The 23,962-nt window shown below is 50.1% G+C and carries 19 protein-coding genes and 1 pseudogene; 13 read left to right on the top strand and 7 right to left on the bottom strand.

The window, feature by feature from the left end; genetic code table 11:
* The first annotated feature begins 198 nt into the window (after positions 1 to 198).
* Positions 199 to 1,740: an IS21 family transposase gene (istA, locus tag Q669_RS17785; RefSeq protein WP_036149966.1), complete on the top strand. Its 1,542-nt coding sequence runs from the start codon at positions 199 to 201 to the stop codon at positions 1,738 to 1,740.
* 10 nt (positions 1,741 to 1,750) lie between these two features.
* Positions 1,751 to 2,491, top strand: a complete 741-nt coding sequence (gene istB, locus Q669_RS17780; RefSeq protein WP_022993314.1) for an IS21-like element helper ATPase IstB — start codon at positions 1,751 to 1,753, stop codon at positions 2,489 to 2,491.
* A gap of 78 nt (positions 2,492 to 2,569) precedes the next feature.
* Here the strand turns inward: istB and Q669_RS17775 are convergent, their stop codons facing one another.
* The 3 genes from Q669_RS17775 to Q669_RS17770 form a co-directional block, all read right to left on the bottom strand.
* On the bottom strand, positions 2,570 to 3,058 hold the full coding sequence (locus Q669_RS17775; RefSeq protein WP_022993313.1) for a hypothetical protein: 489 nt from the start codon (positions 3,056 to 3,058) through the stop codon (positions 2,570 to 2,572).
* A 49-nt stretch (positions 3,059 to 3,107) separates the two neighbouring features.
* Positions 3,108 to 3,260 carry a hypothetical protein gene (locus Q669_RS19775; RefSeq protein WP_200861813.1) on the bottom strand — a complete coding sequence of 51 codons (153 nt, stop codon included), beginning with the start codon at positions 3,258 to 3,260 and terminating at the stop codon, positions 3,108 to 3,110.
* A gap of 227 nt (positions 3,261 to 3,487) precedes the next feature.
* A complete protein-coding gene (locus tag Q669_RS17770; RefSeq protein ID WP_022993312.1) occupies positions 3,488 to 3,703 on the bottom strand; it encodes an MbcA/ParS/Xre antitoxin family protein in 216 nt (71 codons plus the stop codon).
* Positions 3,704 to 3,904: 201 nt separating this feature from the next.
* On the opposite strand from Q669_RS17770, the gene Q669_RS17765 reads away from it, so the two are divergent.
* The 3 genes from Q669_RS17765 (at position 3,905) to Q669_RS17755 (ending at position 10,096) form a co-directional block, all read left to right on the top strand.
* Positions 3,905 to 4,444 (top strand): hypothetical protein, encoded by a 540-nt coding sequence (locus Q669_RS17765; protein WP_022993311.1) that lies wholly within the window; start codon positions 3,905 to 3,907, stop codon positions 4,442 to 4,444.
* 142 nt (positions 4,445 to 4,586) lie between these two features.
* On the top strand, positions 4,587 to 6,857 hold the full coding sequence (locus tag Q669_RS17760; RefSeq protein ID WP_160170571.1) for a hypothetical protein: 2,271 nt from the start codon (positions 4,587 to 4,589) through the stop codon (positions 6,855 to 6,857).
* Positions 6,857 to 10,096, top strand: coding sequence for a site-specific integrase (locus Q669_RS17755; RefSeq protein ID WP_152525072.1), 3,240 nt, complete (start codon positions 6,857 to 6,859; stop codon positions 10,094 to 10,096). Before Q669_RS17760 ends, Q669_RS17755 begins: the two co-directional genes overlap by 1 nt.
* 13 nt (positions 10,097 to 10,109) lie before the next feature.
* On the opposite strand, the gene Q669_RS17750 is transcribed toward Q669_RS17755, so the two are convergent.
* Genes Q669_RS17750 through Q669_RS17735 form a run of 4 tightly spaced genes read right to left on the bottom strand, consistent with a single transcriptional unit; the run spans position 10,110 to position 12,673 of the window.
* Positions 10,110 to 10,979 carry a hypothetical protein gene (locus Q669_RS17750; protein ID WP_022993308.1) on the bottom strand — a complete coding sequence of 290 codons (870 nt, stop codon included), beginning with the start codon at positions 10,977 to 10,979 and terminating at the stop codon, positions 10,110 to 10,112.
* The gene (locus Q669_RS17745) at positions 10,976 to 11,245 is read right to left on the bottom strand and encodes a hypothetical protein (protein ID WP_022993307.1); all 270 of its coding nucleotides are present in this window, start codon (positions 11,243 to 11,245) and stop codon (positions 10,976 to 10,978) included. The genes Q669_RS17750 and Q669_RS17745 overlap by 4 nt, the downstream gene beginning before the upstream one ends.
* Positions 11,242 to 12,441, bottom strand: coding sequence for an Arm DNA-binding domain-containing protein (locus Q669_RS17740; RefSeq protein ID WP_022993306.1), 1,200 nt, complete (start codon positions 12,439 to 12,441; stop codon positions 11,242 to 11,244). The genes Q669_RS17745 and Q669_RS17740 overlap by 4 nt, the downstream gene beginning before the upstream one ends.
* Entirely contained in the window at positions 12,434 to 12,673 is a 240-nt protein-coding gene (locus Q669_RS17735; protein ID WP_022993305.1) for a hypothetical protein, read from the bottom strand. The genes Q669_RS17740 and Q669_RS17735 overlap by 8 nt, the downstream gene beginning before the upstream one ends.
* Positions 12,674 to 12,823: 150 nt before the next feature.
* Between Q669_RS17735 and Q669_RS17730 the strand changes: the two genes are divergently transcribed.
* The 8 genes and pseudogenes from Q669_RS17730 (at position 12,824) to tnpA (ending at position 23,914) form a co-directional block, all read left to right on the top strand.
* Entirely contained in the window at positions 12,824 to 13,060 is a 237-nt protein-coding gene (locus tag Q669_RS17730; RefSeq protein ID WP_022993304.1) for a helix-turn-helix domain-containing protein, read from the top strand.
* 271 nt (positions 13,061 to 13,331) lie between these two features.
* Positions 13,332 to 14,927, top strand: coding sequence for a DNA phosphorothioation-dependent restriction protein DptF (gene dptF / locus Q669_RS17725; protein ID WP_022993303.1), 1,596 nt, complete (start codon positions 13,332 to 13,334; stop codon positions 14,925 to 14,927).
* Positions 14,924 to 16,258, top strand: coding sequence for a DNA phosphorothioation-dependent restriction protein DptG (gene dptG / locus Q669_RS17720; RefSeq protein ID WP_022993302.1), 1,335 nt, complete (start codon positions 14,924 to 14,926; stop codon positions 16,256 to 16,258). Before dptF ends, dptG begins: the two co-directional genes overlap by 4 nt.
* Positions 16,239 to 21,383, top strand: a complete 5,145-nt coding sequence (gene dptH / locus Q669_RS17715; RefSeq protein ID WP_022993301.1) for a DNA phosphorothioation-dependent restriction protein DptH — start codon at positions 16,239 to 16,241, stop codon at positions 21,381 to 21,383. The genes dptG and dptH overlap by 20 nt, the downstream gene beginning before the upstream one ends.
* Positions 21,373 to 22,443, top strand: a complete 1,071-nt coding sequence (locus tag Q669_RS17710) for a ParB N-terminal domain-containing protein (RefSeq protein ID WP_022993300.1) — start codon at positions 21,373 to 21,375, stop codon at positions 22,441 to 22,443. Before dptH ends, Q669_RS17710 begins: the two co-directional genes overlap by 11 nt.
* The gene (locus tag Q669_RS17705; protein WP_022993299.1) at positions 22,440 to 22,802 is read left to right on the top strand and encodes a hypothetical protein; all 363 of its coding nucleotides are present in this window, start codon (positions 22,440 to 22,442) and stop codon (positions 22,800 to 22,802) included. Before Q669_RS17710 ends, Q669_RS17705 begins: the two co-directional genes overlap by 4 nt.
* Before the next feature lie 78 nt (positions 22,803 to 22,880).
* Positions 22,881 to 23,513 (top strand): annotated as a pseudogene (locus tag Q669_RS17700) (IS1380 family transposase); the annotation flags it as partial.
* Positions 23,514 to 23,596: 83 nt separating this feature from the next.
* Positions 23,597 to 23,914, top strand: coding sequence for an IS66 family insertion sequence element accessory protein TnpA (tnpA, locus tag Q669_RS17695; RefSeq protein ID WP_022993297.1), 318 nt, complete (start codon positions 23,597 to 23,599; stop codon positions 23,912 to 23,914).
* Positions 23,915 to 23,962: the final 48 nt, after the last annotated feature.

Below are 23,962 nucleotides of genomic sequence, written 5' to 3'. Positions count from 1 at the left end.
ACCGATTCTGGTTCAACGTGAACAGCCATTCCGATTGAAGGTGAACGCTTTTCCGGATTTTCCGGAATCGGTGTTCACGATGCCGGAATCAGCGTTCACATTCCCGGAAACGGTGTTCACGTTCAACCGGAATCCTTCTTAACGCATTGTTTATTCAACCGTTTGCTACTCTGACCCCTTTTTTTGGGGAGCGGAGTTGTGCCAGCAAAGAGAATTCCAATGCGTAAAATCAGAGAGGTGCTTCGCCTAAGGCTGGAAGCCGGGCTCTCGATCCGGCAGATCAGTGCCAGCACCAAGACCAGTGTCGGGGCCATCCAGAAGCTGTTAGCCCGGGCCGATGCCCTGAACCTCAACTGGCCGTTGCCCGAGGATTTGGACGATGGCCGCCTTGCGGCCCTGTTCTATCCCGGTGCCGATCCCACCACATCGACTCGCTACCAGGTGCCTGACTGGGCCACCGTTCATCAGGAACTCAAGCGTAAAGGGATGACCAAGCAGCTGTTGTGGGAGGAATACACAGCTCAGTATCCCAATCGCTGCTACAGCTACTCCCAGTACTGTGACCGTTACCGGCACTGGCTGAAGCAGCAGAAGCGCTCCATGCGCCAGACCCATAAGGCCGGTGAGAAGTGCTTCGTGGATTACTGCGGCCCGACCGTGCCGATCATCAACCCGCAGACCGGTGAAGTGCGCACCGCTCAGGTGTTCGTGGCGGTGTTGGGTGCCTCCAACTACACCTACGCGGAAGCCACCTGGAGCCAGGGGTTACGAGACTGGTTGTCCAGTCATGTGCGCACCTTCGAGTACTTCGGTGGCCTTCCGGAGATGGTCGTGCCGGACAATCTGCGCAGCGGTGTCAGCAAGGCCTGTCGGTACGATCCGGAGCTGAACCCCAGTTACCAGCAACTGGCCGAGCACTATCAGGTGGCCATCCTCCCAGCCAGACCCTACAAGCCCAAGGACAAATCCAAGGCGGAAGTCGGCGTGCAAATTGTGGAGCGCTGGATCCTGGCCCGGTTGCGTCACCACACCTTCTTCACTCTCGCAGAAGCTAACCAGTGCATCCGATCGCTGCTTGGAGAGCTGAACAGCCGACCGTTCCGGCGGCTGCCGGGCAACCGGCTGACAGCCTTCGAGACACTGGATCAACCAGCTCTGCGCCCCTTGCCGAAACAGCCCTATGAGTACGTCGAGATCCGGCGTTGCCGGGTCAATATCGATTACCACATCGAGTTCGAGCAGCACCATTACTCAGTCCCTCACCAGTACGTGGGCGAGCAGGTGGAAGTCCAGGCCAGCGATCACCTGGTGCAGATCTACTTCCGGCAACGCCAGGTGGCGAGTCATCCTCGGCGTCACAGGCCGGGTACCACCACCGAAGCGGGTCACATGCCGACCCGGCACCGCAAACATCAGCAATGGACCCCTGGCCGTCTCAAGAACTGGGCCCGGGACATCGGGCCAGACACGCTGACCTGGGTCAGTGATCGACTGGCTGAGCGGGAACATCCGGAGCAGGCCTACCGGGTCTGTCTCGGGCTACTCAACCTGACTCGGGAGTACCCCAGCCAACGCCTGAATGCCGGCTGCCGCATCGCCAATCGGGAAGCTCTGAACCGGCTCAAACACATCAAAGCCATCCTCCGGAGCAACCGGGACAAGCTGCCGGAACAACTGCCCCTGAACGCCGAACTCCCTCAACACCACGAGAACATCCGTGGCCCGAAGAGCTTCCACTAGGACATCACCCATGAGCACGACACAAACCCTGGCAAGACTGAAAGACCTGAAACTGGGTGGCATGGCTGCCGCCCTGGAACACCAGCAAAACCAGCCGGGCACCTACGACGAACTGCCGTTCGCCGAGCGCCTGGAACTGCTGCTGGATCGGGAGTTCCAGACCCGAGAGCACCGGAAACAGGACCGCCTGGTACGCCAGGCCCGCTTCAAGCTCCGTGCTTCGATCCAGGACATCGACTACCAGCACCCACGCAATCTGAAGAAAGCTCAAGTGGCCCAACTGGCTCAGATCGACTGGCTGGAGCGTGGTCAGAACCTGCTGATCACCGGCCCCTGCGGCAGCGGTAAAACCTACTTGGGCTGTGCACTGGGGCATCAGGCCTGCCTGAACGGCCTCAGTACCCGGTATTACCGGATCTCCCGGTTACTGCTGGAACTAACTCAGGCCAAGGCTGACGGCACCTACCAGAAGACGCTGAACCAACTGGCCAAAGTGAAGTTGCTGATCTTGGATGACTGGGGACTCGAAGCCCTGAAACCGGCACACCGGAACGATCTGATGGAGATCATGGATGACCGTCACGGCATGCACTCAACCATGATCATCAGCCAACTGCCTACCGATCAGTGGTATGCCACCATCGGCGATAACACCCTGGCTGACGCCATCCTGGACCGGCTCATGCACAACGCCCATCGCTGGGCTCTGAAAGGAGAATCGATGAGAAAACGACTTCAGGAAATTGACTGAACGTGAACACCCGGAGTACAAACTCCGGTGGGTGATGCGTTAAGAAATCAGGTGTTCACGTTCAACCGGTATGGGTGTTCACGTTCGCCGGAATACGCACTGAATTTCTGGTAGGAACCAATCCGGCTCTATCGGCACCAGTCCATAGCGACAGAAAAGCCGGTGTTGTAATGAATGAAAATATGCTGACTCAATTAGCGTCACCATCGCTCGACTGAAACCGAAGTACAGAACGCTCAGATGCTTTGCTAAAAACGTCCCTTCCTCAGTAATCATGTCGTTATAGGAACGATAGAGATCACGGAGCGTGCCCGTGACCACGTCGCAAACCTCTTGGTCGGCTATTTGTGATGCCAGTAAGTGGTGAAATGTGTCTAGAGCTTTCTCGAAATTACCAAGCAGTAAGCCCTCTTCATCGCCAAGGCGCTGCAGTAACCGTTGAAAGCTTTTCTTTGACGTCTCATCGAACTCGTCGCCGGAGTCAGATTTTCGTGGCAGCAGCCCGAAGGCATCGAACGTGAACTGAACGAGCTCGCCCTGGGTCGGAAAGCATGGATTCTCTGACATAGGATCTCTTTGAAAGATTGCCCCCACAGGGAGTGGGGGCTGTTGCGAATCACTTTTTACGTTGGCTTATTTGCTTGCTCCGGTTGCCATGCACATGGCCATTCGCAGAATTTGTTCCATTGGTGCCATAGTTTGGGTTCAGCTGGTTTGCATGATGATTGACGTCTTGGGTGGAGCGTTGAGCGGATTTTGACTTTGACATACGGGTCTCCTTCTGTTGATTGCGATTTCGCGGAATCACTGTATCGAGACCCAAGGCTTCTGGATGCAGGAATTTTGGCGACGATGTTTACCCACCGTCCTCTTATAACGCTCTCCAGGAGAAATGCTGCCGCAACATGAGGGCTTCGCCTGACGGAAAAGCTATTGGGGGACTCTTGTTGCGTGGTAGTCGCTCAGGTGTGATCGCAGGGATGCCTGCGATCACACCTATGTAATTACTCCATGCTCCAACCGGCCGATTAACGTTCGGACCTTTTCAATACCTTTCGGTGTACTCATGAGTCCCTGTGGAGGTCGGTTGCCAAGCCCTCGTTGGGCGGTTCTCATCCATTTCATAGCTGCCATCTCATCACCTTCAAATAACGCTATAGCCTCTTGTATAGCCCACTCCCGCAGCTCTTCTGTGGCTCTTGTTTCGGTCATTGGTCCGGTACTCCGTCAGCTCACTTGTTAGAAACGCCATCCCAGCATTCCACACTTTTCGATCGAAGCAAGGCATTTTCAGGCTTAAATTACATATTTGTAATTGTGATCTGAGCCAAATTACATTTTTACGGAAATTAGCCAAGAAAATGATCGCCTACAGGTCGTCACAATGACTCTCATCACTTTGAGGAGAGCAGCATGGCTGACCACACCTATACACTGAAAACGATCTCGCCCAAGGATGTTGAGGAATCCCCTGTATTGAGGGCTACCCACTTTCTTGAACAATTCGCAGCGCTACCCTTCCGGGCAAGCGCTCTGGATGAGTTGCCTGAGCCAGCAATCTTGGATTACCTGCACCGCCATCCGATAGTGGTCGAAGAGAGGAAGAAAAAGAAGAAAAAGAACGAAAGGGAGAAGGAGAACAAAACCGAGAGCGACCTTATTTACATTGTAACGGGAAATCTGCGATCTGCGGTCTTGGTCTCTTGTTTGAACCCTGAGACCCCAATTCCTGTTTTGGTTGAAAGCCCTCCAATCCCCACCGACATTTTGCTCACCGAAGTGATCGAGCGAGAGCTTTTGAATTTGTCCCTGATGGCAATGCAAACAGGGGGCTATGCCAAAGCTATCTCTTGTTTATTTGTCTTCATGAAGAGGTATGGCTCTGCTAGTTCGATCTTCCCTACAAAGAGTCGCTTATCCCAGATCTCTGGCGTGAATCGCAGAGAGATTTGAGCCAGGAACCTCCGATTATTTATCAAAAGTTAGGGAGTAAATGATGTCCCCGAGTGTTGCACTTGAACGGCTGATTCAACCACCCAAAACCCGTGCTCGAATCAAAGAAGTCGCTGAGACATTCTTGCCAATCGCAAGTCGGATGTCCTCAATTCTTGAAAAGGTGAATAGCGACACTCTTGATGACCTTCGCCAGCTATTGCCGGGCATAGTTTTGTTGTGTGAAAACATTATCGATGGTGCCGAAACCGACCATCACTGGCATCCGACCTCCGAGGAACGGCCGAATCTTACACCGTATCCGGTCTATGCTGGGTTGCTAAAGATAGGGGAGCAGGGGGCTTTACACAGGGAACAAATGTCTATTCTGGCCCATGTGTTTTTCTCAATTTGGGTTGGAGTTCCAGAGGCGCCCGAAGGCAAAGTGCCGATCTCGAACCTGCAAAAAGTATTTCTTGAATTTCGCCGTGCTCATCTCTGGAGGGAGGGGCTTGAGAGCGTTGATACCTCGGAGCCTGATAAATGCTACAAGTCTTTGGTACGTTTAGAGCGTCGTTTAAAATATCTTAGGGATCTACGAGCCGATCATTTATCACATACCAGACGACTGCTGGGACTGTCATTGCAAGAAGAGTCACTCCTTGATCGGGGAGCGGGAGATGCGACTGAGGACTCAGACGAAACAGATGAGCATGAGACTTCGCCCGACAGCGACTTTGAGATGGAGCGAATTCAGCTCGATACTGAAGAGAATGATGAGATCGATTCCGCTGCGTTGATTGAGGCGCTCTCTTTCCCTGCTAAGACCAGTGTTGACCAGGACAAACTATTCCAAACAGCAGAGCGCAATGCTCTCCCATCAGATGACCTTGTTCACCGGCCCATAGTAGCGACGAGCCAAGGCTCCTCAAAGCATCGCAAGCCTTGGGGTGGGAAAAATGGGGTTGCTAGAGACCGAGCAAAATCCGATCAGCTTCGACGTTCTAATCAAACGCTGACAAACCGCTGGGAGCGGCCGACGGAGTACGAACTCTACGTATACTGGTACGCGGTCACTGAGCCCGTTAATGCCGATCTTTCAGCTGCTTTGGCCCTCCTTTTGGTCCTTTTGACATCGCGAGAGCTAGATCTGATTCTGGAGACGCAACTGAAATCCCGGTTGGGTGATTTGCCGGAACGTAGGGAAAACGGGCGAATATACATTTGCTATGAGTCTGCAGTTTGGCAAAGCGCCGCCCCGCAACCAGTAAGGAAGACGCAGCTTGAAGCCGAACTGCGGCACCAATTGGTCCAGACCGTGCCGTCGGTGCGGATGCCGATTGTAGGTCCTCTTTGGGGTCTGCTGGAACGTCATGTTGGCTCTGATCCTCGTGACTGGCGTGGCGCGCTTTTCAAGAACCACGAAAAAGAGAGTGTTGCAGAACGAGCGGCTGACTTGTTTGATCGAATTAAAAAGAAGAGCGACGTCAGGCTGACGCTCAGGCGAGTTCAACGCGCGCTTTTCCACCGTTTGTCTGACGGTGGCGGTGACATGGTTACGTCAATTCTCATTGCCGGTGACCACGATGACATCAGCAGACATGCTGGAATCCATTACTACTGTGCTTATGAATCAGATCTGCAAGAACGTTACTTGCAGGCTATCTCACAGCTAGTGCCCGAATCTCGTAACACGTTGCATCCGGTAGCATTGGTGCAGTCTGATCGGCGTATCGGTTCCCCTTATTGCCCTAAGCCCCCCGTGCTGAGGCAGCTGGCGACGGATTTGAAAACGCATTTCCAGGAAACTTTGCGCCAGCCAATCGGGAAATCGACGCTTCCCGATATTCATAATGCATATACGTTATACACGGTCCTTCTGCTTTTCTTGTGCACTGGGTACCGAAGCGTTCAGGCGCCCCTATCCCGGTTGACCGATGTAGATCTCAATCGCAGGTATGCGGTGATCGCGGACAAGGAGAGCGACCATTGGAGCCATTCGCGTATTGTGCCATTGACCGAAAATTTCTTGAGTCACTGGGACTACTATTTGAGCCATCGGCGCCATGTGATGCGGCTGGTCGAGACGTATCTGGGCGAGCCGGTTCCGGACCATAGCTTCTTCTTTCTTTCAACGCCGAATAGGCGAATGGCGAAGCCGATCGCTGTGACCCCTGATCAGATCGATGAGCACCTGTCGTCATTTTCGAGCTTGCCACTAAACATTGGGCGGCATCTTCTGCGTAGCGAGCTGATACATCGCAGAGTCCCTGTGGCATTAGTGGATGCCTTTATGGGGCACTGGGTGGCGGGTCGAGAGCCCATGGGGAGATTCTCTACGCTGTCGCCGATTGAGTACAAGAGAGTTCTGGTGCCAGTGCTAGAGGAGATCCAAACGGAACTCGGTTGGACACCGCTGAGAGGGATGGGCTGATGGGTGATACAAGAGCCAAAAATAAAACGCTGCACGGTGATGAGCGGCGCGAGCACGAGCGGGCAAAGCTCGTGCAGGCCGAACGTGATGCTGTGGACCGAATTCTTGCCGAGTCCTTTTCAGGTTTGGTTGCCGGTGTTTGGCCTAACCCAATCGATGAGGGAATGATCGCGCGTATTTTCGATACTGTCTGCGCTGATGTGACAGGACATGCACTGCGCATCCGTCACAATCACTTGGTGAGGCGTCTCGATGAGATCGCCAAGAAGCATAGCCTCGAAATCCCAAACCGAGATTTTATGACAGTCGTTCGAATGGATACGCCACCGATGACGCCGCGGTCCTTTGAGCATAAATCGGCTTATCAGGAGATTGAGGTAGATTTCTGGAACAGCTTGGACAGTGGGGATTTGGCTGGGAACGAACGCCTGATGCATGATGCTGGCCGATTGATATATTCCATGATTTGGTTTGGCGGGCTATGCGCCCAGAAGCGGCTCAATGCCATCTGCGAAGTCATTTGCCACGGTGTACAAACTGCAAAAAAACAACTTGGGGCAAGGAAGTTCTATTGGGTGGAATGTGATGAAGGGGCGGCATGCACCCGTTGGTTTCCTGACCCAGTCACGCTGTGTCTCCTGCATCGCTTTAATCGTGAGCATGGTTTGAAAGCGTTTCCGAGCGCTCCAACTGATTTTCTATTGGCAACGTTTGTTAAACGGATCACATCCACAAAGAATGTTGTCTCCGAGGACAAACACGATAGGTTTCTCCGTAATTTGATGGATGCGGCTTCGACAGTAGCATCGCTCGACATCATGGGAATTGCCGGTTTCGTACAAAACGCTACCGGCGTCTCCGCCTCTATGCATCCCGACGCCTGGATTAGATTGATTACCGGTCGTGTTCCAAAAATCCGGCACAGCAAATCGTCAAAACCCACCTCGGAGTTGATTAAGAGGGAATCACCTTGTCCGCTTTATGGATTAAAAGGTGAAAATTCCAACGAGGCAATGGAAGCGATCGCTCAGGCGTTGGCGCTCGATAAGACTGTGAACCGGCTTTCCAAAAAAAGCCGGAGCTACAAAGCGCTCATGGAAATTGCCAGTGCGAATTCCTTTTCCCCCATCGTCAGGGTTCTAGCTTCGTGGTGCGCATGTTTAAGATTCTCTGTGACAGATAGTTCTCTTCAACGGTATCTATCAGAGTTTGCTGAACCACTTGTCGCAGAGTTGATTGATGAAGAGGACCTCAATGATCTGGACGAAGATGATTGGGAAGGGCTGTACGCGCAGCTGCTACAGGCCAGCTCATCAATCCAACAGCGAGCCTACCGCTCTGGCGTTCTCAGACGATTTCATCGTGACCTGGTCACACAGTACGGTTTGCCAGACACATACATTGAGGGAGTGAGCAGTAACGGTCAGGTGGATGCTGAGATATTAACGCCCGCAGAATATGTGAGGGCTATGTCTATACTCGATGATGAGCCAGACCGACGGCTAGCTGAAGCAAGACAGATTGCACTCATATTCGGCTATCGGTGCGGTTTGCGGCGAGGGGAAATCCGGCGATTGCTGCTTCGGGATTTGCAGGGATTGTATGAACCCGCCTTGGCATATCCGACTTTAATTGTTCGGGGGAATAGGTTTGGCTCCACCAAGACGGCCAACGCCAACCGGGTGTTGCCACTATGGGCTCTTCTAACTGACGCTGAATTGGATTTGGTCCGGCGTTGGTGTCGCCGGCGGGTCTTGGAGCAAACATCGAAGAAACGTAACCAATTGCTCCTGTGTGAGTTGCATCAGCCAAATTTTTTGATGCCGCCTAAGGCATTGATCGAACCAGTTCAGGATGCGATGCGAATCGCCTCGGGAACGCCGGGTCTGAGTTTCCATAATCTGCGACATTCCTGTGCCACGTTTAACGCTGTGCGATTGATGGAATCCTATCCAGGAGAGCTTTTCCCCGTTGAATGGGCCTGCAGTGATGACGGTGAGATCGTCATGCCTCACTGGGGAGAGAACTGGTATGCGGTTTTGTGTGGGGAAGAGCAGTATGTGCCTGCTATCGATAAGATTCAGTACCTAAGTTTTTTGATGGGCCACGCGACTCCGGGGCAAACCACCCGAGTATACACACATCTTCTGGACGTCACGGTTGGCCTGATGCGTTGGGCAGTACCGATGAGTCCTTTTTCAAACGATCGTCAGGCGGAGCTCCTGGGTTTTACCCGGGATAATTTTGATCAGCTGCGTAAACGTCGAGGTCTTAAAAAGGGTTCTACCCTTCCTCAACTGGCCCTGGTGTTGGGCCATTTTAAAAATCGGGGGGAGGTAGCCGTAGACAAGTCATTCGCTGAATATCAGCCGTTGGTCTCATCAGCATTAGGGCTCAAGCCTGAGACACAGGATATGCCGGAATCGGCGTTGTTGGTTTATCGTGCGCTTGATCACATGGCTCAGCTCGTAAAGAACGGTGCAAAATTGGAAAATGCGATTGCTGGGACCGCAGACGTGTTTGATTTGTCCGAGTCTTGTTTGGCTCGGTGCCATAGGCGTGGCGAGTGGTTGATGGACCAATATGCACGGCATTTCAAAGAGGACCACCCGGGTCAACGCAACGCATTTACGTTGGGCAAGAGACCGAATGTCCACAGCATTGCTCACCGAGTTGGAGTGGGTGGAGTGGTCAATCCTGTCCAGCGCACGTGTCCGGCGCCCCCCAAACCAACTGCATCGTATCCGGCCGTCGAGAACATGTATAAACGCCTGGTTAACCTTGCTAACTCAGACGCTGAACGCTTCGTAGTGCTTGTAGAGAACGTTCTCGATGCGGTGCAGAGGAGCCACACGCAGCTGAAATTTCCGTCGACCGAAAAGAAAGTTTTATACCTCAAGTTTCTGGATGTTATAGGTTTTTTGAGCTTTGCTTGGGTGGATGTGCGTGCACCTGAAAATGGTCCTGATAGAAAGCAAATGACGGAGTTTTGGAGCCAGGAGCTGTCTTTGCCCAAATCTCGTATTCGGGTGCGTTGGGATGACCCTGCAGGCCCTAGAAATGCAATGGGTGTCGCTCAAATAGTGGTCGATCAGCCCACTAAAGGTTTTGGTAGGCGCTCTCTGCAGCATGGTATGACAGCGGTTCGATTTGTGGCATTCGTAGCTCTGATTGGATTCACCGGGCGAGTGTATGTTGATGATGAAATTCAAAAGGAGAGGGCCATCCATGGCCGCTGAATATAGCCCTTTTTTAAGGTGAAATGAGGCGGGTAGAAGCGCTCACCAGATGCGTTGATGCTGTGTGCATCAGTTCTGACTGGAGTTGCGCGGCAAGCAGGTGGGATGACTGCACAACCATAGCCTGTGGATCTGGCTGTGTAGGGCTTCCGATGCGGTACATCGAGGCGATAATAAATTGAATGGTTCGCGCCGACTCAGGAAGTTTTTGCTCTAGTCGTTTTAGGTCTTCCGCCAGCAAGCCCAAGCTCTTCAAAACAACCTTTAGGTAATCGACTGGTTTAGCGTCAGATAACTCAATCCGGCCTACCCCATGTAGAAGTCCCGCAATAGCCGCCAGCCAGCGTTCCGCTTCGTTATAACCGCGGCATGCATCGAATGATCGTATGGCTACATCAAGGCCGTGTCTTGCCAGGCTGCCTGGCTGTTGTAGGCCGGCTTCTTGCATCGCGCCATTCAAGAAGCGCAGCCCAACTGATGGTCGACCCAGTACTCGTCGAACAAAATCAGCTAACGGTTGCACCGGGCACGCGTCGATGAACAGTTCAATGTCGACCACCAGATCTGGGTCGACCAGTTTCGACTCAGGCAGATGCAGTAGTGTGTCAGGTGTGTCCAGCAGAATGACAGTGTCTGAGCGCGACACGGCGTTCCCCCGCTCACCCTCCCAGAGCACCATCTGAGCAGCACAGTCTGGGATTTGTGTGAGCTGGAGATCCCGGTGAGGTTGGAACATCACGACCTGATACTGCTCGAAAGAGTTTTCGATGGTCAGTTCCAACACCGGCAGGTCCTCCCCGTTCGGGATTTCCGTCAGGTGGGTAATGGTCCCGATGAAGATTTCTGGCTCGGCCTTCCAGGTGGTGTTGACGACAATGCTCATGCGAAGTCCTCCTGTGCAGAATGCAGAAGACGTTCCAGGTTGTTGAGCAGTTGGGGCAGAGGGTCCTGAAGGGCCTCGTCGTCCATCAGCCACATCTCATTTTCCACCCAGTGAGTGAGCGCAGCGAGATTCGAGCTTTCGTCCCCTTCGCCAAGCACGGCGACGAGGTGAGTTCCGTCAGGAATTTGCATCGAAAATGCGAGCGCACTGGCCAAACGACTTGCGAAAGACTTTCGGCTGATAGAAAACAGTTGAGAATGGTTCATGAGTCACCTTCCTTCTTGAGATCAGTTTTGGCGTTGAATTCGTTAATGAGCAGGCGCTCGAACGCACTGCCATCGCGGCGGGTCAGATTTGGCACGTAGCGGCTATAGACGCGAAAAAGCATTTCCGTTGTGGTATGGCCCATTTGCCTTGCGATCCATTCCGGGTTCTCACCGGCGGCTAGCCATAGGGTCGCTGCGGTGTGGCGGGTCTGATAAGGCCGGCGTTTACGCAACTCAAGATGGCGGAGCAGCGGGTACCAAACCCTTTTCGTGATGTTGTTATGGTTAAGCGGTCCACCTGTTCTCGTACAAAAGACGAATTCATTTCCGCCAGTTGCCTTTTTCTGGTCCTCAAGCGCTTCGACTACCAGTTGAGACATTTCAACGTGACGGTAGCTACCATCGGTTTTTGTCTGTTCGATTTCGCCTTTCACCAGGGCCTGGCGAACCAGAATCTGCCGGCGCTTGAAATCGACACAATCCCAGGGCAAACCATCGATCTCGCCGGTCCGAAGACCGGTAAAGAACCGAACGGTGTAGTAATTCCTGAAATCTTCTCGAACCGTGTCCAGAATCAGCCGAACTTCTTCCAGAGAGAACGGTTCCACATCCGAGCGGGGCACCTTCAGTGATTTGATCCCCTGATAGGGTGAGGTAAACTCATATCGGTTGGCTGCCTCTCCCAGAATCATGCGCAATGGCGTCATGATGCGGTTGATACGGCTGGCGGAAAGTGGCTTTTTGCTCCGGGTTTCTACTTTGGCGAGTGACGCCCGGAACGAAAGAATTTCCTGCCTGGTGATGTGGCCAACCTCCGACTCTCCAAATTCCGGAATCAGATAGTTCTCCAGCGTTCCCTCAATCGTTGCGATGTAGGAACGGCGCCACTGAATCCTCATTTCATCCAGCCATGTTTGTGAAAATTCACTGAACAGCGGCGTGTCATGAGCTGCCCGAGCGCGCTGCAACTCAGCTTGCCGGGTAAATTCCTGCGCCCTGGGGCTGTCGGGGAAATACTTGTGGTACTCGAAAGTTCCCAAAGTGATTTCCGCTTCGATGCGTTTCAGAATCGCTTGAAGCTTCTTCCGGTTAGCAGGTGTGTTGTCGAGGGCGGTCTGCTCTCGGCAACGCTTTCCGCGGTACTTGAAATCGAAAAACAACTTTTGCGTGGATTCACGCACTCGAACGCTACCCATTCATGCGCCCTCCGTTAGCCATAGGAATTGCAAGGGAGTGGTGGCCAGAGTGTTCGAACATGTCCCTCTCAATCGGCTCCCACAGATACAAAATCTTCCGGCCGCCGAACGGCCTGATGTAGTGCACACCCTCAAGCAAGACCGCATCTTTCAGACGCTCCCGGATGGTCCGAGCGTCGTAACGAATGCGTTCCGCAAGCTCTTCGGTTGTAAGGTATTCTGTACTTTTCATATGTAGCTCCTTTGCGCTTTATGATGCGTACAAGCTACATAATATGCGAATGATCGACGCTGTCAAGCATCTTTTGTAGATCGTGCTCAACGTTGGATGAAAGTGGGCTGCTGATTCGGTAGAATTGAGGTCTTAGCTGAGGATGCCCCAATGATTAGATTCCGCCTAAAAGAGCTGATCGCCGAGAAAGGATTCCAAGAAAATCGTAGGGTTACACTGGATGAGGTTTCGAAAGAGACTGGGATTCATAGGACGACCCTGTCCAAAATAGCGAACCAGCGTGGCTACAACACGACGACAGAAATCCTGGACAAGCTTTGCATCTACTTTGGAGTGGAGCTGCAGGAAGTGGCACAGCACGTTGAAGAGCCAGAAGATGGTGATTGAGAACCATCGGAAGGAAATCTCGTAAATTTCACCATTGGTGCAAGAGTCACCAAGAGCTGGATGTTCGACGCCAGCCAACGCTGCGGGTACATCGGAACGAACGTTTAATTGTTGAGTTTATTAACTTTTCCCACCTTTCTATACCTCCCCTCCAGGGGGTGAGGTTCTAGCTTCCCTCGTGAAATCTCGCTATGGTAGCCTCAATGACCTTTGGTCGTTTTTCTAAAAATTATAATCACTCGCGGTACCACCGGACGGTTAAGGACATAGCGTGCAGTTCAAACGGTTGCTTGACACCCTGGCTCGGTCGTCAGCTCAAGCGGTTACAACGCTGGGGGCGGGACAAAAAGAGCAAGACGAGCTAAAAGACTACCTCTACGTCGAAACGAGGATTGAGAAAGACTTCAGAGATCTTCTGAATTCGAACCTTTCGTCAGAAAGTGTCATCTTCTTGTGTGGCTCTTCCGGTGACGGAAAGTCTGAAATTCTAAAACGCTATTACGAGACCTACTCGGACAGAATCAGGTTTCACCTAGATGCTACTCATGCGTTTAAACCCGACCAAGATGCAATTGAAGCGTTAGACCAGCTCTTTGACGAGCACCGTGAGTCGGACAAGCCGCTGGTCATTGGAATAAATGTCGGGATGCTATTTAACTTTGCATCTCAAGGACATCCCCGCCACGAAAACATCAGGAGTGCCATTGAATCCTACCTCCAAAGTGGGGACGAAATTTCAGTCTCATACAAGTTCCTTAACTTTGAACAGTATCCGAAATTCAGTATTGAGGACGGAAAGACCGGATCGAGCTTTATCAGTGAACTGTTTTCGCGCGTAGTTGCCTCCACTGAAAGTAATCCGCTACATCTGGCGTATCTGGATGCGGTGCGAACGAATCCCAGCACACTGACTCTGAACTATGAGTTACTCAAACACGAGCAGGTGCGTGATCGGATAGTCCACTTGCTTCTCTCTGCTAGATTGAAATTTGATCAATTTCTTTCTGCGCGGGCTCTGCTCGATTTCGTTCACCATTTGATTTGCGGCCCCAGCTTGCTTTTCAACAATCTATTTGTGGCTGGTCACAATGACTTGAGTGATGTTATCAGCCATTTTGACCCATGCACGATTAGGTCTCGGAGTATTGATCAGTTCCTCATTCAGCATCCTCTAGGTATCAGAGAAGAGGCTTTCGATGAGTTCCAGAATTCAGTGCAGGAAGCCCTTGGCATAGTCGACATTGAGTCGGCTGGTTGGTTGCGATTTTTCTATCTGTTTCAGGATATCGCCATTGGGAATAACTTTCATCAACGTTTCAAAAAGGATTTTGAACAGCCGCTTTACGACAGATACATTGAGATTTGGCGTTTACATAAAAGCTATGATGGAAGTGCTGAGGAGCGTCAAAAGCTGAGAAGTTTCTACAAGGATGAGCTTGTATATGCATTGGTTCGATTTGGAAACAGGTTGGATCCGTCATTAACTGCAAAACAGCATTTATTTTTGTGCTCCAGAAACGGCGTCTTTATTTCGGCAGTTGCCGATATTAAGCCTGACCTCAAAAGAATTGAAAATGAAGAGATGGCAAATATCCACGAGTTTCCGGTTTGCCTTAAGGTTGGTGATGAACCACTTCAAACGTTTAATGTAAACCTTAGTTTTCTTGAGCTGGTTTCTAAAATAAACGATGGGTACAGGCCGAATAAGCACGATAAGAATACGATTGTGATTTTGGAGGAGATCGTCGACGACGTAATAAAACTCGTCATTCGTTCAAACAAGCTGATGCTTTCGGATGGTAGACAACACGTTTATCTTACGAATGAAATTGAAGATAGTGAGATCGTTGTCGGAGGTGTCGAGTGAGTATTCCCGATAACTTGTTTGCGCTGGATGAACAAGAAATTCAGAACAAAAACTTCGTTAACCATTTTCTGCCATTTCGGTCTCAGTCGTCTGGTCTTGATTTCGAAGCAATAGCTGGAAGCATTTTGACGGTGGCTTTTCAAAAGCGGCTTGAGAAGGGCGCAACGTTAGAGAGTTTTAAGTCCTCAGTTTATGGTCGCTTACAGTATAAGCTAACGGACCAAGAAATTTTCCCTCTTATTGAAAAGATGTATTTCGATAATGAAGCGGCAGGCTTGTTTAAAGTTTCTCCGGAATTTCTAATTGCCAAAGCCGCTCAGGCTGAGGCATCTACTAATAAACATGTTGCGCAAGTTTTTATTGGCTTCATTCGTGACTCGAATCGAAGATTTCCGAAACTCAGCAGTGAAGTGAATTTCCTAGAGCAAGAGCTTGTTGAAGCGTTCCAACAGCAATTGACTGATTGTAATGAGGATCCCGTTGAGAGTCCTTATTTGCCATTTATGTCAGAGCTCTTTTCCCAGGATCTTGGCTTTCTTTTGGAGCACCCCGGATATTTCTTAGACAACCTTAGAGCATTTTTTAGCATTTATACCTTCTTATATAGCTCCCAGTTGGCATTGAATATCAATGGTTGGACGGACCAGCCTGCTAGTAAACCACTTTTTTTCATTCTTGATACCGAGAAGGCTAGCTTAGAGCGGAATCAGGTTAGAGAAGCTTTTCGTCACCTGAGGACGAAAACTTTCGATCTATTCCCGGTTCTTTCTATGCTTGAATATCTGAATCAACCGAAGAATAAGAAAGCGATAAAATTTCCTCTTTGGAAGATTTTTTTAGATATAAACGATATGGATACGTTACAGCGTAACAGCATTAATAGCTCGCTGATAAGGTTCTGCGAAAAGTATCGAGAAAAAAGAAAATTTCCATCTCTTGAAGAATATCCTCAATCAACGAAAGAACTGATTGAGATCCTCAGTAGAACTGCCAAGGAAATTTTTGGGACAAAAGGTACGAACCAACACGCTGTAAACAATAAGTTTGTGAACGCATTTGAGAATGAAATTGCACCACACTTTGTCCAGGTGAGGGGGCGCTCAGGAAGAGTGCTGACAATTTCTCAAGATTATCTACTCCTTCTCACAAACCTGGCTATCGGCAGCAGAAAGCAGATTCAGTTCCAAGAGCTGCTTCAGGAGTTTAGAAAACGTGGGGTCTGGTTCGACAGACAGTCAGAGCAAGCGATCATCAGGTTTTTGGAGCGAATTGGTAACGTCGAGCGAATGAGCGATAGCGGAGATGCGGTTTATGTCCGAAAAACACTTTGAAGCCTTCTTGGTAAGTAATCTACGTGGTTGGCTTCAGTCCCGGATAGAGGCGGGCGCCCGGTATCAGTTCAAATCACCAGACCCGGAAAATACGGTACGTCTTGTTTCGGAGTTGTTAGAACAGTGTGATGGTCGACTACGTTATGGCGAGCACGAACTATCATATCTCCGGATTAATGATGTGCGTTTGTTGGTGACCGGGCATTTGGAGCAGCCTGATATTCAGAATGGTTGCTACACAGAAAACTACATATCAAACCTTCGGGATACTGTGGCAGCTGAAATGCCCCCTTTCGAGGGGTGCGCTTTGCTAATCGTACATAACAGCCTTCTTGATACTTTGATTAATAGTGCGTTCGACCTGGCCCAGGGCGACGCTGTTTGGTCGCCTAATCAAACAAAAAATGAGCTGGATCTCATGATATCTGGTGGGCTTCAGAATCAAGTCGCTTCCCGATGCCTCTTAGAGCACCAAGCCCGGATAATCACAGAAGAAGGCTCCAGTGTATTCGGATTTCGACACCTCCATGATGCATTGCTAGACGGAGACTTGCGTTTCCAGGAGCTAGGGCTGTTCAACGACCCTCAGGTGTTAAGCAATTCGAACGAAAAGCAGGTAGCGCGCCGACTGGAGTCGAATCGACAGCTAAGGGAAGAGATAGAGTTTGCTGTTGAGCATTTCCCGAATGACTTGGAAGACAAGCTGACCAAGTTCGGATCAAAATTCATACAAGAACATTTTGGAGAAGGAGCCGAGGTTCCCTGGACCGAGCTCAACTACCAAGAGTTTCGAGACGAAGAGGAACTCCAGAAAAAGCTGACTCTCGACTATGAAGGAATCGAGGTCAATGGCTGCGAAATCGACGTAAGAGATAAGAAAGACACCTCGGCGGGTAGGCGAGATAAGCATCTGATTATTGAGGTTCCGAGTGGTCAGGACGTGTTCAGCTTCAAGATCAAGTTCGTTGGTCAGCGATTAGAAAAAAAGGAGCTTTTGGTTACGCCAAGAGCTATGTCTGACGTCATTGACATTGATTTCTCTTTTAGAGGCGACAAGTCGACCTTCACTATCTCCGGACCATGTAGTGGTGAACCAGAGTTTTTTAGTCTGAGACTCAATCGAGATTCTTCGAACGAAAAATACAGCTTTCATTGCCTAGTAGTGCAACAGGGGGTCTTTTATCTTTCGGACTTTGAGAATCGCTTTCTCATCGATAGAAAGAGAAGAGCACTCGTACTCCAGGCAGACCAACATTGCCTTGACGTTAATCCTGACGTCACCCCTGAGGCCGTGTTATCCGACAGCGGTGAAACAATTGACGTAAATTCAGTGGGAAAGATCGATTTCGAGCAGCTCTACGATGAGTCTGACGAAGTTAATTTCACCCTGAGGAATGGGGACAGGTCTCTCTTTGTACTCGTTGAAGGAGAACCGAGCAAAGAAGCACTGCGGCTACCAGTGATTTTTGATCCAAGTCGGTTTGCCAGGCTTTTTAAAGACGATAACTTCAATGGTGTGTATCGGCCAGGGAAAGAGACCGTCGTCTTCGATAGCCAAGAATCGGAGCCAGTATTCTTCCGAAAATCCTTGCTCCAGGCAGAGTCTGCCTTCGTTAACGAAGAGTGCATCGAATGGGACAATGATCGACGCAAAGGAATTCCACTTTCAAACCTTTCGCTCGCCGACGACAGAATATATCAAGCCTATGCCGCCCTTGTTTCTTACTTTCAAGAGCGTAAGACGTTGCCCTCGCTGGCTAGCTGGGGGCCTGAACTTGTTGCCCTAGGTAAAGAGTATGTTCTGGCTTCCGTTGAGTACTTGGACAAAATTAAGAAGGGGAAGCCGCTCGATAGCTCTGAAAGGCTGGTGATTCGCATTGGGCTGGCAACAGTGGAGGAGCGTCGATTTTTTACTCCGTTCCATCCGCTGGTCATGGCCTACTATCTGAGTTTGGTCGAAGAAATCGTTGAAGATGGTGAAGCGCGTAGCTTTCGCGAATTACCAGAGGTTACGAAAGGACGATTAAACGCACGGGGATTACTCCCTCACCTTTTCGACAGAGACAATCGTTACAGCTATACACAGGCTGTGCCAGAGAACCCCCTCTGGTTGGAGATAGTGCCACATCAGGATACAAGCTTTGATTTTGTGATAAATCTTGTAAAGCACAAAATCGAGGAGTTCACGTCTACATTTGAGCAGCTATTCCGCCAGGTCGATGACGCCCCTCTGTTAATAAACTCTGTCAACAACGCAGAAAACTCAGAGTTATTCAGAGGGCTGGTGTCCTACTATCAGGCGAACTTGCTCGGCGGTCGTCACATACACGTCAATCTCTACGACGAGAAGTTGGTCGAGACGGAGTTTGATATTTTCGCTGAGATGGGGATGTATGACGAAATCAAAGAACGGTACGGGCTCGATAAGGGAGCTGCACGTCGTAATGCCGACGCGGTAATCGATCTACTGCGAACCAGGCTAACGTTCAGCAAGTTTCAGCACAACCAGGTGGAACAGCAAGCTTATGCTCACCTGACATTCTTCAAGAATGATCAGAAAGTGGAGGCTGTGGACAACAACATTGATGAGCACGTTTCGGGTGTTGCCTGCGCTGGACTGTTGTCAGGTGAGTCTTCGAGGAGCGAGGGCGACCGATACTTCACGGCGTTTGGCCTGAAAGGTGTCGATTACGGCTCTTCACCGCACTTGAAGCTGGCTAAGTTAATAGGAACGCTTTGGCGCCCCTCTCAGTCCAAGAACGATGTCTATCATGATCATTCGGCCACGAGCCTCGCAGTGAGTCAGGAGTTTATGTCCTTGCTGGAGCGCTCATACGATAGTTCAGTCTGGACGACCATCATAGATCCAAAGGTCACGCTGAAGTTCTTTGAAGCCACCGAAGGCGTGATTCTGATTCACTACTCCGATCAATACACAAGCTCGTCGGGTTATGACGCGATCACCGTCACCAAGCAAGTTGACCTTTATAAGAACGTCTTGGGCAATGCTGGCAATGAATTGATTCGAGAGTTCAATGCGTTCAATGGTGAATGGCTGCTCAGACTGATTACCGACCACTCGAAAGAAAAGATTGCGAAAGAAGGCATTATCGGTGCCTATAAAATCGTTAGTACCCTTTTGGCCCAGTCAGATATCACCTGGATTCCTATCTCTGTCGCCGAAATGATCAGAGTGGCCGGCAATATTGGACTTGCGATGACCGATAGTGATTTCTCGCGCCACAATCGCAAGATCAAAAAAGGTGCAATCTCTGACGATATCCTGTTCGCAGGTTTTAAGGAAGGACAACTCTACCTCCTACCTGTGGAGGTAAAAGCTGGGGGCCGCCCTGATTTCTCCAAGGCGAGAGAGCAGGCGGTTGAGTTGAAGCGATACATGGAAGAAGATCTCTTGGGACCGGACACGCTTGCGTCGCGTCTCTATCGCGGGCTATTCATTCGCCAAGTGCTTCTGCAAATCGAGAAGTATCAGCTGTATCGAGTTTTCGAGGATAACCATTTCGAGGATTTCTTAAACCATCGCGAAGAGTGGTTAGAAGGCCTGTATGGGATCGGTCAGCTCCCGAATTATCCCGGTGCAATGGTAGTAGCTCACATCAACAATGAGTCCTGTTTTGAAGAGAAGTATGAAATAGCTGAAGAAGTTCTTCAGGCTGAAATACCGATGGGGTTACTGGATGAGCTAGTAAGGACCCCTTACCAAGACCTTAGAGCGAAAATCGACAACTCGTCACTCCTTCATGTGCCCAAAGAGTATTTTCTGCAGCCTTTCACTGAGCAACAACTTGCAGGCACAAAAGAGGATGAAGCGACGAAGCCTGCCCCCACTAAGGCGGAAACGGTCGTGTACCCATTTTCAAAACATGATAGCGGTGTCTTCCCCGCTGCGGCTGATGATACTTCTGAAGAAAAGGTGGGCGATTCCGAACCTGTGGCACCTGCCGAGCCGCTCAGGGTAGAGTTTGGCAAGGATGTTCAAAGCGGTGAGGTAGTCTATTGGGAGCCTACGAATACCGAAAAGCTCTTCAATACGAATACCGGAATTATTGGCACGATGGGCACAGGGAAGACCCAATTCACTAAGTCACTGATTACTCAGCTTGTTCGAAATCAAAATCATAACGTTGACGGAGCCCCAATAGGGATGCTGATCTTCGACTACAAGGCTGACTACGTTAAAGACGATTTTGTACAGGCGACTAATGCCAAGGTTTTCGAACTTGACTGCTTGCCTTTCAACCCATTTGCCTTGTTTGGAGACAAGAAGAAGCTACCGGTGCATGTTGCTGGTCAGTTCATTTCGTCGATGACAAAGTCTTATAACCTTGGCGTAAAGCAGCAAAGCAAATTGCGCACGGTGATCCGGGACGCCTATGAAGCTGCCGGCATTTACTCAAATGATGAAAGCACTTGGAGTAGGCCCGCTCCAACTCTGGAGGATGTCTGGGCAACGTTTCAGGAGCAGGAGAAGATCGACCACGACTCTTTATACGCGGCGCTCGAAGTGCTATCTGCCTATGAAATTTTTGAACCGGATACGAGTAAAACTCAATCACTTTATGACCTAATTGATGGTGTTACAGTCATTAATCTCTCAGGATACGACCGTACCATCCAGAACCTTGTCGTCGCGTTGACGCTAGACCTTTTCTACACACAGATGCATCAGCAGGGTAGCTCGAAGCTTGATGGTAATTTTCGTCAGATCTCCAAAATGATTCTGGTCGACGAAGCTGACAATTTTATGTCCCAGGACTTCGAGAGCTTGAAGAAAATTTTGAAAGAAGGACGGGAATTTGGAGTTGGTACCATCCTCTCGACCCAGGAACTGACGCACTTTAAAACCGGAGACAATGACTATTCGACGCTCATCCTCTCCTGGGTGATCCACCAGGTCGCCAATATTAAGTCGCAGGAAATTAAGGCCATCTTGAACACGCAGGGCAAGCAAGACGAAGAATATTTTATGGGGCAAATCAGAAAGCTCGATAAACACTATAGCCTATGTGTCGATGGAAAGAAGAAAGTTCGTAAAATCAAAGATCTGGCGTTCTGGGAGCTTTGTGCCCGGAACGAGTTTGTGAGACTCGCTGATGACCATTAAGACTAAAGAGATAACCGTTGGGTTGGGTCAGCTGATGCTGGATCCTAATAACTATCGTCTTAATGATGGCGCTGATCATATTGATTTAACGACTAAGGAAATTGTTCATAGACAAGTCGAAACTCAGCAAAGGCTAATCAAAGAGAATATTTCTGATCTCGAAACTTCCATTCTTAGAAATGGATTTTTGGAAGTGGATAAGATCGTTGTAAAAGAATTGGATGATGACTTAGGTGAAAAGAAAGAGAAGAGGTTTTTGGTAATCGAAGGAAATAGAAGGGTGGCTGCCTTCAAGTCTCTTATATCGGAATATTATGATCATAGAGAGGAGAAGTTCTTCGATGACTTTCCTGAACAGTTGAAGGAAAAATATAAAAGAATAAATGTTATTTTAGTTGAAGGGTCCGAAGAAGAGATTAAAGATTACTCTTACAGACTGATGGGGATTCGGCATGTTTCTGGCCCTCGTCAGTGGGGCGGCTATCAGAGTGCCAAGTTAATAACCGACATGGTGAGATCAGGCCAGGACTATAAAAAGATAAGCACCTTGCTAGGAATGAGGCCGGCCGAGGTGCAAAGGCGTCACCAGGGTTTTCAAGCATTTATGCAGATGAAGAACGATCCTGAATACGCGGAACGTGCCGATTCTAAGTTGTTCTCGCTTTTCGCTGAAATGGTAGGTGGTAACAAATATTTCAAAAATGAATGGCTCGGATGGAATTCTGAGAAAGGTTTGTTCGAGAATAAAGAAAATCTATATAGAATTTATGATGCGATAACACCTAGAGCTGATAACGAACTTGAAGTAAAAAACCCTTCCGACCTAAGAAAATTTTCTAAAAATGTCCTGATAAAGGAAGTAAGAGTTCAGTTGGAGTCGGGGACTCTTTTGCGTGATATTGATTATGATTACGATGCTGAAAAGCGAATTAATAAAATAAAGTCATTTATTACTCATGTGAAAAAGACTTCTGATATTTCGCGTGCTGAGCTGGAATTGTTTGAGGAGCTAAAGGCTAGGCTAGAAGAGCTGCTAGAGAAAGAGGGCGGTCAGCAATGAAGGAATGGTATTCACCTGCCCTTGAAAGTTTACTTGGAGAATTAAAAAGAGATAAAAAGGTCAAGGGGTTAGACTTTCTTCAGGATTTTGTGCTCGAAAATCGAGAAATGTACTTTCAAGAACTTGAGTTTGAGGATGTAGATCAGTTTGTAACTGATCAATTTGACCAGTTTCAAAATTGGCTAACAGCTCAATCCGGAGTAAAGGTTCTTGCCAACGGCAAATGGGTCGAGCCTGGCTCATCTGCAGAGTCCGTTGGAGAAGGGTTTGATCACAGCCTCACTACGTCAGAGGCTGGTATTTTGAGTTCAGACGATGTTGCGCTGCTAGCCCGGATTTCTCATGAGAAGGTAGCGTAAGGAGGAAGGGAGCGGCTGAAAGTGCTATGGTTTCAGGACCTTACACCATCACCACTGAACCAACAGCCGCTATCCAAAATGGTACCTGAAAAACTGACCTTCTCGCCACTCTCTCGCCGCCAAATTGAAGCCGATTTTTCCGGTGGTCATATCACCTCCGATGCCGGATTGCTCCTGCTTCGCGAAGTCGACAAACAACACCAGCTCACTCAGCGCCTGGCTACGGTTCTGGACGATGCCCGTAATCCGGTACTGGTTCGCCACAAGCTTCAGGCCATGATCCGGCAGCGGGTCTTTGGCGTGGCCGCCGGGTACGAAGACCTGAACGATCATGAGGCGCTACGCGCTGATCAGGCACTTCAGACCGCGACCGGTGAAGATGCCATTCTGGCGGGCAAATCGACCTTGTGCCGGATGGAACAGCGCGTGGACCGGCAGGCGGTGGTCAAAGCCCACGAACTGCTGTGGCATCACTTCATTGAACAGCACGAGACTCCACCCAAGGAAATTGTGCTGGATTTTGATGGCACCGACGTTCCGGTGCATGGCGACCAGCCCGGCAAGTTCTTTAACGCCTACTACGATCACCATTGTTACTTCCCGCTGTACGTGTTCTGCGGTCGCCATCTGCTGGTGAGCTACCTGCGCACCAGCAACCGAAGCGACAGCCGCCACAGCTGGGCCATTCTGGCCCTGCTGGTGAAGTTCATTGTAAGCGCCAATAAACCCGCACCTACATTCGGTTACCAAGATTGCCCACACTGATTTCCTCGTAAACACCAGGAGGAATCATCATGACACACGCCGAACGCAAACGTCTCTGGCAGCAACATATCGACGACTGGCAGGCATCCGGTTTGTCCGGCATGGCCTACTGCCAACAGCAATCGCTGACTTATTGCCGCTTTGTTTACTGGCGTAAAAAGCTGGCTGAGTCAGAGGTAGTGGTTCCGGAGCGCCCGGCGGCGTCACCTGGCTTTGCCAAAGTGGCGGCGGTACCTGGCCCGAACTCGTCGGAAGGATTAACGGTGTCGTTGCCCGGTGGCGTCTCGATCACCGGCCTGCACGCCGGCAATGTGGAGTTGCTCGGTGCCGTGCTGAGGCAACTGTAATGCGCCACCGGTATCTTCGCCCCTCCTGCCCCCTCTGTCAGGATAATT

Source organism: Marinobacter sp. C1S70 (assembly GCF_000475355.1).
In the GTDB taxonomy this organism is placed as follows: domain Bacteria; phylum Pseudomonadota; class Gammaproteobacteria; order Pseudomonadales; family Oleiphilaceae; genus Marinobacter; species Marinobacter nauticus.
The sequence above is the reverse complement of the archived record's forward strand: the minus strand, read 5'-3'. Positions and strand labels throughout refer to the sequence as shown.